Source organism: uncultured Paraglaciecola sp., assembly GCF_937123705.1.
GTDB lineage: Bacteria > Pseudomonadota > Gammaproteobacteria > Enterobacterales > Alteromonadaceae > Paraglaciecola.
Genome location: NZ_CAKZKO010000218.1, coordinates 1 through 11,136, shown reverse-complemented (window position 1 = coordinate 11,136; position 11,136 = coordinate 1). Strand labels below are relative to the sequence as shown.

General features: G+C 41.4%; 10 protein-coding genes and 1 pseudogene. All 11 read left to right on the top strand.

Annotated elements, in window-relative coordinates; translation table 11 throughout:
- Positions 1 to 87 precede the first annotated feature (87 nt).
- On the top strand, positions 88 to 498 hold the full coding sequence (locus Q0688_RS27060; protein WP_299085082.1) for an XkdF-like putative serine protease domain-containing protein: 411 nt from the start codon (positions 88 to 90) through the stop codon (positions 496 to 498).
- Positions 499 to 544: 46 nt separating this feature from the next.
- Positions 545 to 1,894: a hypothetical protein gene (locus Q0688_RS27055; protein WP_299085079.1), complete on the top strand. Its 1,350-nt coding sequence runs from the start codon at positions 545 to 547 to the stop codon at positions 1,892 to 1,894.
- 29 nt (positions 1,895 to 1,923) lie between these two features.
- Complete coding sequence (locus Q0688_RS27050) at positions 1,924 to 2,310, top strand: capsid cement protein (RefSeq protein ID WP_299085076.1); 387 nt, start codon at positions 1,924 to 1,926, stop codon at positions 2,308 to 2,310.
- A gap of 39 nt (positions 2,311 to 2,349) precedes the next feature.
- Positions 2,350 to 3,309, top strand: a complete 960-nt coding sequence (locus tag Q0688_RS27045; protein ID WP_299085073.1) for a major capsid protein — start codon at positions 2,350 to 2,352, stop codon at positions 3,307 to 3,309.
- Positions 3,310 to 3,380: 71 nt separating this feature from the next.
- Positions 3,381 to 3,716 carry a hypothetical protein gene (locus tag Q0688_RS27040; protein ID WP_299085070.1) on the top strand — a complete coding sequence of 112 codons (336 nt, stop codon included), beginning with the start codon at positions 3,381 to 3,383 and terminating at the stop codon, positions 3,714 to 3,716.
- A gap of 13 nt (positions 3,717 to 3,729) precedes the next feature.
- Positions 3,730 to 4,089, top strand: coding sequence for a hypothetical protein (locus tag Q0688_RS27035; protein WP_299085067.1), 360 nt, complete (start codon positions 3,730 to 3,732; stop codon positions 4,087 to 4,089).
- Complete coding sequence (locus Q0688_RS27030; protein ID WP_299085064.1) at positions 4,086 to 4,493, top strand: phage tail terminator-like protein; 408 nt, start codon at positions 4,086 to 4,088, stop codon at positions 4,491 to 4,493. The genes Q0688_RS27035 and Q0688_RS27030 overlap by 4 nt, the downstream gene beginning before the upstream one ends.
- A 12-nt stretch (positions 4,494 to 4,505) precedes the next feature.
- Complete coding sequence (locus Q0688_RS27025; RefSeq protein WP_299085061.1) at positions 4,506 to 6,056, top strand: phage tail tube protein; 1,551 nt, start codon at positions 4,506 to 4,508, stop codon at positions 6,054 to 6,056.
- A gap of 39 nt (positions 6,057 to 6,095) precedes the next feature.
- Positions 6,096 to 6,587: a hypothetical protein gene (locus tag Q0688_RS27020; protein WP_299085059.1), complete on the top strand. Its 492-nt coding sequence runs from the start codon at positions 6,096 to 6,098 to the stop codon at positions 6,585 to 6,587.
- A 44-nt stretch (positions 6,588 to 6,631) separates the two neighbouring features.
- Positions 6,632 to 6,949, top strand: coding sequence for a hypothetical protein (locus Q0688_RS27015; RefSeq protein ID WP_299085056.1), 318 nt, complete (start codon positions 6,632 to 6,634; stop codon positions 6,947 to 6,949).
- Positions 6,950 to 6,957: 8 nt separating this feature from the next.
- Positions 6,958 to 11,136 (top strand): annotated as a pseudogene (locus Q0688_RS27010) (hypothetical protein); the annotation flags it as partial.

Sequence of the window (11,136 nt, the reverse complement as noted above, 5' to 3'; positions counted from 1 at the left end):
ATCATAATAAAATTAATTTTTCAAGTATATTTCTAAAAAATGTACTATAATTTATAATATTGTACAAATACATAAGCAAAACCTTATATGTCAAATGAGTTTGAAATTACTAATACACTTTGCAAAGTGGATGAATCCCTTGGCTTGGTTTTAGGCTGGGGAATAATTTGCAAAGTTGATAACCAAGAATACTTTGACTTGCAAGGCGATCACATAACAGAATCTGCGATGATCGAAGCTGCTGCTGATTTTATGCAAAACAGCAGGATTGCCAAGGATATGCACATTGCTGGAAGTGAGGGGGAGTTGCCGGGATCTGTTGTTTTCGCTTTCCCTCTCACTGCCGACATTGCGAAGGCTTTTAATATCCAAACAAATAGAACTGGGTTACTTGTGGGTATGAAACCTGGAAGCGATCAAGTTTTGAATAAATTTAGAACTGGTGAATATACCGGTTTTTCGATTGGTGGTCATTTAATACCTGATGGTGATAGATAGTGATTGACGATTGGGATTGGTTTGTATCTGATGGGTGGGAGGGTTAATGGCGGCACATGATAGCAAAAGAAAAAAGCGCGTTATAAACAAATTCAAAATAACCGAATTGTCCGCGGTTGATAAGCCTGCTCAAGAAGGGGCAAGAAGTGTGATCATGAAGCGAGAACAAAACAACGCCATCATGACACTCGCAGATAAAAGCGGACACGCTCATTTGCTTTTTGAGTATGGTGGTATTGAGTCGGGGACTACGAGTCATTCTGGAGCTACTTCAGAGTCAGTTCACCATCATCCATTTGTTGTTAAAAACGGCGAATTGATAATGGGCGAAGCAAATGGGCACACTCATGAAATAGACACTGAAGATTTTAATGTGATGTTGTTCACCGATGCGATTCGGGAAAACATTGAGCGTGATTTACAAATGTCTGAGAATTTAGAATTTAAATCAGCTAATTATATTGAAAAAAGAGATTGGTCTGATAATGCGTCGATGGATGATGGATCATTCTTAATAGAGAATTCCGACGATCTCAAAAAAGCCGTGATTGTTTTCAATCAGGTTACTTGTGATCAGGATGTCGCCCAACACATAGCACGCCGGGCACGTGTACTAGGTTTGGAATTGAACATCTTAAAGCAAGGTGATCATATTTCATTTGATAATACCGCTCCGAGCGGATGGCAAAATTTGGAGATTAATATGCCGAATACCGAGAACACCGCAGAAGATACAGCGGAAATTCAAAAACAACTTGATACCGTGACCGCAGAACTTGTTTTTGCTAAAGCCTATGGTGAATTGACAGATGTGGAAAAAGAACATTATCAATCACTGAGTAAAGCAAAGCAGGATAAATTCATTGCTAAGTCCAAAGAGGATCGTGCCGCTGAAATCGAAATGCTAAAGTCCGCTGATCCAGTCGTTTATACTTCACAGGCAGGCGAAGTTTTTCACAAGTCGGATGATGTGAGACTTGTTACGATGGCAAAACGTGCTGATGAAACAGAGGCACAATTGACCAAGCAACTTGAAGACAATCTTAATATTCAGTTGGCAAAACGTGCAGAGACAGAGCTTGAATTTATGCCAGGCACTGTGGAAACTAGAGTGATTTTGTTAAAAGCCGTCGAGACAATTAAAGATGATTCAGATAAGCAGGCAGTTTTAGATTCTTTAAAAGCCAAGAATGCATCTATGAGCAAATCATTTGAGACGATTGGTACGACTGAGGGCGAAGTTACTGGAGAAGTACTAGAAAAGTCAGCTTCTTTGCAAAAATTAGATGAACTTGCCAAGGCACACGCGGAAAAAGAATCCACTGATTATTACACTGCATATGATGTTGTGTCTAAAGCGAATCCAAAGCTTTATCAATCCGCAGTAACTGGCTGAGCAATTTATAAATATATTGGAGTAATTATATGACTCAAGAACTATTACAGAACATCACCATGACTCCAGTTGCGGCGAATGTTATTAATAAAAATCGTTTTGTAGCTGTTGTTACAGCTGGTGAAGTGGACGAATCAATTGCTGCTGGTGATTCAATTGGAGTTAGTCAGGAGGCTTCTGCTGCTGCAAGCGCAACACCAATTCCTGTTGCTATCTTAAACGGCGGGAAAGTTGATGTTGAGGCTGGAGCAATTGTGACAGTTGGTGCTCGAGTTATGTCAGATGCAACAGGTCGAGCAATAACAGCTACTGGAGCCACAGCAAGAGTACTTGGTATTGCGTTGAATACAACCGGTGCTGCTGGTGAAATGATAACTGTATTGGCTAGCAAAGCTGCTGGCGAATTTGTAGCCTAAACGCTGCTAAATATTAATTATTAAATAGGAGTTTTAGAAATGCCTACAAATCCAACGCCAGGTGACGTACATGTTAATGTACCCCTAACCAATTTTAGTCAAAAATACTTGCAAGATGAATCAAATTTTATATCCTTGCGAGCGATGCCAAATTTGCCAGTAGGTAAACAATCCGATCTTTATTATGAATTTAATAAAGGGGATTTCTGGAGGGTACAAGATACTGCTCGGGCGAATGCCACTGAATCTGGTGGTGGTGGTTTTCGTTTGTCAACCTCTCCTTATTTCGCCAATGTTAATGCATGGCATAAGGATGTTAGCGATCGGGATCGTGCAACCTCAGATTCTCAAATTGCATTAGATAACTCAGCTACTCAATATGTATCTCAGATTTTGATGATTACGCGAGAGATTCAGTTTGCAGCTGCTTTTATGACTCCGGGCAACTGGACCACTGCTGTCAATAAGGATTGGAGTTCTGCCTCAAGTGATCCGATTGCGGATGTTAAAACAGGCAAGCGAACCATTCAAGGATTGACCGGTATTCGACCAAACAAGATGATTTTCGGTCGCCAAGCATGGGATACGTTGACCGACAATGACGCAATGCTTTCCCGTATCACTGGCGGAGCCAACAACGCGTTACCTGCAATGGTTATGCGGACCTTAGTTGCTCAGTTGTTCGAAATAGATGAAATTTTTGTGATGGATGCGGTTAAGAATACGGCTATTGAAGGTGCCGCTGATGCGATTAGTTTCATTGGCGGAGATGACGTTTTATTGTATTACGCTCCAAATTCAGTTTCCCTTGATGAGCCAACAGCAGGTGTTGTGTTTTCCTGGACTGGCTTTCTTGGTGCCACATCAAATGGTATACGGATCAAGCGTTTTCGTAATGAAGCCATTGAGTCAGATAGGATCGAGGGACAAATGTCCTATGACCAGAAACTGACAGCCGCAGACCTTGGGTATATGTTTACCACGGTAAGTGCTGCTTAATAGCTTTTGAAATGGAAGTTCTGCCGGTTGTCAATATAAGAGATCGGCAGAACATCAAAAAGGGAAAGATCATGGTAAGACAGCAATTATTTAATAGATCACTTGAATTTGTAGCTGTTAAGCATTTGCGGCTTACTGAAAAAGATTCTTTGAAACCAGGTGATCCAATTGATAAAAAGCTATTCAAAGGTTTTCATATTAGGAGTTTATATCGTCGTCGGATTATCGGTGTTAAGGGATCATTATGGGCAAAATCGATGATCAATCTTACAAAATCCGATTCCAGTTTGAAACCTGAAATAGTCGGAGAAGTTAAAACACCTGATATTGATAAGTTATCCAAAGTCGTTAAATCGAAGCCAAAACTAAAGATGAAGACACCTTGGGATGAGTCCGCAAGCAAGTAAAATTATAGTGGAGATGAATAATTTCGTCGGTAAAGAAAGGGCGAAATTGGTGTTAAATGTTCACAAAGAATTAACCACAACAACTCCAAGGGATACTAGTTGGGCGGCAAATAATTGGGTATCTCAGATAGGCACCCCTTCGCGTGTGACTGTTGGATCTAGAGATAATGTTGGCGGGGCTGCAAGTGCTAGCCAATTCTCACTGGCTCAAGTGGTTGGGACATTGAATGTGCAGACGGATAACTCTAATCAAGATATTTTTATAAGCAACAATGTGCCATATATTAGACCGTTAAACGATGGGCACTCGAAGCAGGCACCTTCGGGATTTGTTCAAATTGCTGTTGCCGCAGGATTGGCCAAAAGTACATGACAACGCTAGACCAGGCTCAACAAGCTATTAATGATCGTTTTATAGCAGCATGGGGGTCAACCACTCCGTTTTCATTTACGAATGAGATGCCAGCCAGTAATGATATATCTACAAGTTGGGTCAGATTAGTATCTAGATTGGCAGTTAGTGGACAAAGATCTTTAGGTCAGTCTGGTAACAGAAAGTATGATCGTAACGGTATTATATTTGTTCAGGTGTTTAGCCCAATAAATCAAGGTAGTTCTTCTGGAACTGCACTAGCTAAGCAAATTGAAGATTTATATGAAGGTGAGAGATTCAATGGTGTTGTCGGTCAGGATTCCATAATTAGGGATATTGGTCCAGACGGTGAATGGTATCAATTACAAGTTGAAATTAATTTTACGTATGAAGAAATCAAATAGGAGATTTAAGTTATGCCTCGCACCCTAACAAATAATTTTGGCTTGTCTTTTGTCAATGAAACCGCATTAGGTACGCCAGATACAACAAACTGGAAGCGCCTTGAACCAAATGCTTTGAGTACTTTTGGTGCTACGATAACAACAGTACCGAGAGCGCCATTAAGCCCAAACAGGCAGGCTTTAAAAGGATCTGTAACTGATTTGGATAGCGCTGTTTCTTTTACAGCAGATGCCACAAGGGACTCAGTTCGTGATTTTGCAGAAGCACTTGTTTTTGCTACAGGGATTAATACTGATGTATCTAATTTAGCGACAACTGCCGCTGCCACAACTGCTGATGAATATAGCGTTGCTGCTTTAACTGCCGCACAAGCAGATAAATTTGAAATCGATACCTTGATTTATATATCCGGATATACGAGTTCTGCCAATAATGGCCTGAAGGTTGTTGATGCAGATATTGCTACTGCTGCCACTGAAATAAGTGTGGTTGAAAATTTAGTCGATGAGACTGCTCCAGCTTCTGCCAGATTATCTTTTGCTGGATATCAGATTTCAGCGGCAACTAGTGTTACTTGGACATGGAATGGTAGTACAAAGCAAGCAACTTTAAATGCAACCGGTAAAGGTACAGTTCTCTCTGCATTGGGCTTAACACCAGGTCAAATTGTGCATATAGGATCGCAAACAGCAGCTGGCGTATCACAACGTGCCTTTGAAAATTTAGCTGCCAACGATATGTTTGGTCATTGCAGAGTTGTGTCAATTTCTACCGATGATGTTATTTTTGACGATGTTGACGCAGCTTTACAATTTACTGATGGAACTGATCCTGCGACTGCTGTTGATATCTTATTTGGCGAATTCTTCCGAAATGTGGAAACAACGGATTCTGAGTTCTTAGAAAGATCTGTGCATTTTGAAGGTCAGTTTATCGGGTTAGATACTGGTGGTGCAAATATGTACCAGTATGCTAAAGGTAATTTTTTGAACACAGTTGGATTCGATCTACCTTTAACGAATAAGTCAGAGATTACTTTTGACTTCATTGGTACTGATACAGAAAACCCAGTTTCAGCAGGTTCCAGAAAAACCGGCGCAAGTGCCGCAGTTACTCCTGTGACCACAACAGCCTTTAATACATCTGCGGATATTGCTAGATTAAGAATTGCTGAAACAGATGATGACGGTATTACCACTGATTTCAAATCATTGAACTTGTCGATTACAAATAACGTATCACCTGAAAAAGTTCTGGGAACGTTGGGTGCTAAGTTTATGAATGCTGGAAATTTTGGCGTTACTGTAACCGCGCAACTGGTATTCACTAATGCTGAAGTAATTAATAAAATTCGGGCTAATGAAACAGTACGTATGACGTTTGTTATTAAAAATGACAACGGAACAGTGGCAGTTAATATCCCAAGTATGACTTTGGGTGATGGGTCTTTGAATCTTCCTGTTAATGAGTCCATTTTGATTAATACAACTGGCACAGCGTTCAAGGATGCTACATTGAATACATCAATTGGCCTGAGTGTTTCCCCAACTCCCTTACTGTAATCGTATATAATTAGAGCAGTCATTTACACAGGAGGTGATATGACTGCTCTTCTTTTAGTAGCATCTTTATTTAATACAACACAAGGTGAAAAAATGTCAAAGTTTAATTATTTAGAAAAAGCAAAAGTAAAACCAGATTTGGTCAAACCGTATGAGCTTGTTGATTTAGAAATCAATGGGAAATGTCCGGTTTTATTTGTCACAACGTCATCCGATGCTAATCGGGCTTTGTTTCGAAAACGATTGGCAGACGCTCAAGATAAACCAACACGCAAGAAATCAAAAAAGGTAACTGAAGTTGACATAGAAAAAGTTCGTACTGATGATATCGAACTTTATGCAAAATTTGTAGTGACTGATTGGAAAGACGTAATAGATGACAGCGGAAAACTTGTTCCGTTCAGCGAGGAAGCATGTCGAGACTATTTGTTGTCATTGCCAAGTTACATAATTGATCCTATGCGGGATTATTGTTCCGATCCTTTGAACTGGACTGATTCCATTGATGCGGAGAGTGTGGCAAAAAAATAATTGAGCGGCTAGAGTATGATCTTCGTTTTGAAAAAGACGGATGGATGCTCGAAACCGCTGAGGCGAAAGGTCGGGAGATTCCAGATTGGGCGAGAGATCCAGCAATTTTGGATTTTCCCGAAACCTTTTTCCTTTCTTCTTTTTGGAAATTACACACAGAAAGACATTTTGAAAATGGGCCAATACCGAGGAGTGAAATCAGGGCACAGATTTTGAGATATGATATCCAGGGCCAATTGTTGGAAGATTGTATCGATATAGTTTCACTTGTGGATAATTCATTTTTATCTTATATCGCTGCTGAGCGTAAGAAAAAAATAGATAAAGAACAGCATGCATCAATGAAATCCTATAAGAGGTAATAAGCAATATGGCCGATTTTCCAATTGATGTCGTTATAAAGTCTGACAAAGCCAAGACTGGTGGGAAGCAGGCTGAGAATGCTATTCTCGGTGTTGATGCAGCATCCCAGCGCACACTAAAAACCCTTGAGCAACTTAACGCAACTCTGCTTAAAGTTAATGGAACGCTTGAAAAATCTAGCGGCGCGAAGAAAACAAATTCTGAGTTAGAAAAAACAAAGAAACAGCTTAGCGACGCTAACAAAAGGTTGAAAGAGTTTGACAACACAAGTAAACAGTCAAACTCAACACTTATTTCCCTTTCTAATACTCTTAAACTTGTTGGAGCTGGTTTTATAGCCATGAAGCTAACCCAGCAAGCAAAAGAGGCTGCAACTTTAAGTCAACGGTATAACGAGCTTGGTATTTCTTTGACTACTGTTGGTCGCAATACAGGGCAGACTCGTCAATTTCTAGATGATACAGTTAAATCATTGGAAGGTCTTGGTATTTCAATGCTTGAGGCTCGTCAAACTGTTCTCAGACTTGCATCCTCCCAAATTGATTTAGCTAAAGCCGAAGAACTCGCCGACCTTGCTCGAAATGCTGCAATCGTTGGGCAATTGAATACCTCTGAAGCACTGGAGCGCATCACATTTGGTGTGGCTAACGCTAGTTTGGTAACTCTCAGATCTGTTGGGATTGTAACTACATTTGACGCTGCATACAAAGAACTTGCGGCAGAGCTTGGTATAAACGCAGACCAGTTGTCTGAATCTGAAAAACAACAAGCACGTCTTAATGCTGTATTAGCAAAAGCCCCAGCATTAACTGGTTTGTATGAAGAAGCCATGAACAATGCGGGTAAGCAGTTGCGTTCCACGGATCGCCTAGCTGAAAATTTGAAAGTTCAGATTGGTGGTGTGTTTGATAACGCCGCGCTGCTATCTGTTGGTGCTTATACTGATCTACTCAAGGAGCTAACGAAAACTACTGAGGAGTTGGTCAGGAGCGGAAATTTAGAAGAATTTGGTAATAAAATTGCCAGAGCGTTTGCTATTGCTGGTGATGTTATAGGGAACGTACTAAATCTTATCATAAGAGGTAATGATTTATTTTTAGTTACCTTACGTCAAATTAAAGCATTGGCTTCGGGTGATCTTGCTGGTGCCCAAGCATTGGGAGCGGAATTCCTCGACAGGGTGAATAAAAACGTTGCTGATGTCACAAGCTTAAACGATAAGCTCGATGAGCAAATTGATATTAGAAAAGAACTGGCTGGAACAGAAACTGGTGCATTAAAGCTCAGTGATCTAACAAATGTTCAAACAGAAGCTACAACCAGACTAGTTGAAGCAGAAGAGAAACTGATTAAATCTGAAAACGATTTAGCGGACGCACATGGGAACACGTCTGGTGCATTGGATAAAGCCGCTAAAGCCAGAGCTGATTTTGTCGGGAATCTATCCGATGAACAAGAGCAGATTGGCAAAACGTCTGTTGAACTCAGAAAAATGCAAGCCGAACGATTGGGTCTGGGGGATAGTGTCAATGATTTGATTGACGATATTGATAGATCAAGCCGAGCATTTGAAGAACAAGAGCAGATCTTGAAAGAGGTCGCTGATGTAACGGAGCAATTTAAATCCTCAGAGCAAGAGCTTAATGAAGAGTTGGCGAGACTTGAAGTCCTTCTTCAAAATGGTTTAGGTTGGCAAGAATATCAAGCCGCTGTTGCTGCTGCTAAGGGGGAGGTTGAAAAAGTTGACGAAACCTTAAATAAAGTTGAAAAGACATCTGAAGTTATATTCGGAAAGATGTCTCAATTTGGGATTAGGGCTGCTAGGAGTATTCAAAGTGCATTTTCCGAGTTCCTCTTTGATCCCTTCAAAGATGGTCTTGACGGGATGTTTAAAAATTTCGCTAATGTTCTGCGTAAAATGCTAGCTGAAATAGCAGCAAGCGGTATCTTAAATGGGGTTGCTTCAATATTCAATGGGGGAAGTTTCGGGAGCGGTTTTTCTAATACATTAGGATTGGGCGGTGTATCTAATTTAGTTGGGCGTGCAGGTGGTGGATTAGGCATTCGATCTAACACCAGCCAATTTAGTAATACTGGAGGTGCTGGCACTGCCTTTATTGGTGGGCCCGGGACGGCATTGGGCGGAACTGGAACAAGTGGGGCTAGTACTGCTGTTAGTTCGTTGCTATCTGCTGGTAGAACAGTATTTGCGGGCTTATCTGGCGCTGCCATAGGAATAGGTATCGGATCTTCGATTGCTGGTGACAAAGAAGTATTCGGGGCTAGTGGTACGGTAACTAGTGCTATTGGGTCTGGTATTGGTGCAGGTATCGGAGCTATATTCGGTCCTCTTGGATCTGCTGTTGGTGGCGGCATTGGTGGAACTATCGGCGGGGCGATTGCTTCTATATTTGGTCGTGGGCCACTTAAACAGCAAGAAACACGACTGCTTGGTGATGTTAGTCTTGATTCTGGATTTGAGGGGGCGCTCAACACTAGGTTTCAAGCCAAGGGCGGACTATTACGAGGCGGTAAAACTGATAATGTTTTATTGAGTGGCGAAACTGGGGAGTTGTTGAATGCATTTAAAGGTATCCGAGAAAGCGGCATTTCTGGAGAACTCAGAGAATTTGCTGAATCTGCCAAAGATACAGCTTTGACGATAGACACTCTCCTTGACAAGGCCATAATTGGAATGGGAGACAGCTTACGAGATACCGCAGATGTGTTAGGTTTAAATGCCGATTTGTTAGATGGATTTTCTACAACTATCGATCTAGCTGGGGCGGATGGTGAGCCGATAAGCGCTGAGGCGATAAATCAAGCAATCAGCGATGTTGGGGACCATATGGCTAACGTATTGCTCCCTGGTTTGGAAAACTTCAGACAAGGTGGTGAAACAGCAACTGAGGCACTATCTCGCATAGTATCTGAGTTTGTATCCCTTGAGGATGCGCTTATTGTTTTTGGTGTATCTGCTGAAGATGCCCAAGATGCTATTGGTGGTCTTAGTATTTCCACACGTAGCGAACTTGTGGAAATGGCTGGTGGATTTGAGGCATTGAACGAAAAGATAAACTTTTTCGCATCTAATTTTTTAACAGATTCTGAACAACTTGATATTGCCACAAGTAGTCTTAACAGGCAGTTAACAAGTTTAGGCGTGGCTACTGATATATCCGTTGAAGATTTTAAAGCATTGGTTATCTCTGTCACTGAGGCTGGTGGAATTAGTACTGAGCTTGCAAATGATTTGCTTGATCTTGCCCCGGCATTTAAACAGGTTAGGGATGCAGAAGAAGCATTGGCGGAAACAAGTGATGACTTGAGCGATAAACTTGAAAAAGCAGAATCAACAATGGCAGAATTCGCATTAACGATTAGCACTTTAGAGGATGCTGCTGTATTCGGGGTTATTTCCAACCTAGCAGATGAAACAAAAGCCGCATTAATAACGGCAGCGGGTGGTTTTGATGAATTTCTTGCAAGAGCTAGTTTTTTTGTAACAAATTTTGGATCAACTAGTCAACAAGTTGCGGCATCTACTGGAGCGCTTGAACAAGAATTGAAAAGACTTGGGTTAAGCACAGATATAACTGTAAATGAGTTTGGTGATTTGGTTGTAGCTGCTGTTAATGCCGGGGCTGAAGGCGCGGCTCTCGCGAATGATCTTCTTGTTCTAGCTCCAGCATTATTTGCCGTAAGAAATGCAGCATCCAGCCTATCTATAAGTTTGACTGAACAGTTTGCTGCCACTGCGGCATCCGACGCGAGAATTCGAGATGCTAGAGAGGCACTAACCAACGCTGAAAACCAATTGGCTGTTGAAGCTGCTAGGGGTGCAGTAGCGGATGCACAGGCTGGTGTTACTTCAGCGCAAAATGAGTTGTCAAGAGCACAGAAAGAATTATCAGCAGTTCAAGGGGAGCTTAGCGCAGCTAATAGCATATTATCAGAGGCTAAAAGCAATCTATCTGCTGCTGAACAAGAATTGTCCCGCGCGCAAGCTGCTGCTGTACAGCAAATAATTGATGAAAGATCCGCCCTGATATCTTCATATGAGGAAGAAGCCAATGCATTGCGTGGATTGACAAATCGTTTTGATAATCTCGCCGATAAACTAATTGCATTTAGAGATTCACTGGCAACAAGTGATCTATCCCCATTCGGACCAGGTGAGCAATTA

Excerpts from the sequence above, each read along its gene's own strand:
- Q0688_RS27060 (WP_299085082.1), top strand. The coding sequence starts at position 88 with ATGTCAAATGAGTTTGAAATTACTAATACACTTTGCAAAGTGGATGAA.
- Q0688_RS27055 (WP_299085079.1), top strand. The coding sequence starts at position 545 with ATGGCGGCACATGATAGCAAAAGAAAAAAGCGCGTTATAAACAAATTC.
- Q0688_RS27050 (WP_299085076.1), top strand. The coding sequence starts at position 1,924 with ATGACTCAAGAACTATTACAGAACATCACCATGACTCCAGTTGCGGCG.
- Q0688_RS27045 (WP_299085073.1), top strand. The coding sequence starts at position 2,350 with ATGCCTACAAATCCAACGCCAGGTGACGTACATGTTAATGTACCCCTA.
- Q0688_RS27040 (WP_299085070.1), top strand. The coding sequence starts at position 3,381 with ATGGTAAGACAGCAATTATTTAATAGATCACTTGAATTTGTAGCTGTT.
- Q0688_RS27035 (WP_299085067.1), top strand. The coding sequence starts at position 3,730 with ATGAATAATTTCGTCGGTAAAGAAAGGGCGAAATTGGTGTTAAATGTT.
- Q0688_RS27030 (WP_299085064.1), top strand. The coding sequence starts at position 4,086 with ATGACAACGCTAGACCAGGCTCAACAAGCTATTAATGATCGTTTTATA.
- Q0688_RS27025 (WP_299085061.1), top strand. The coding sequence starts at position 4,506 with ATGCCTCGCACCCTAACAAATAATTTTGGCTTGTCTTTTGTCAATGAA.
- Q0688_RS27020 (WP_299085059.1), top strand. The coding sequence starts at position 6,096 with ATGACTGCTCTTCTTTTAGTAGCATCTTTATTTAATACAACACAAGGT.
- Q0688_RS27015 (WP_299085056.1), top strand. The coding sequence starts at position 6,632 with ATGCTCGAAACCGCTGAGGCGAAAGGTCGGGAGATTCCAGATTGGGCG.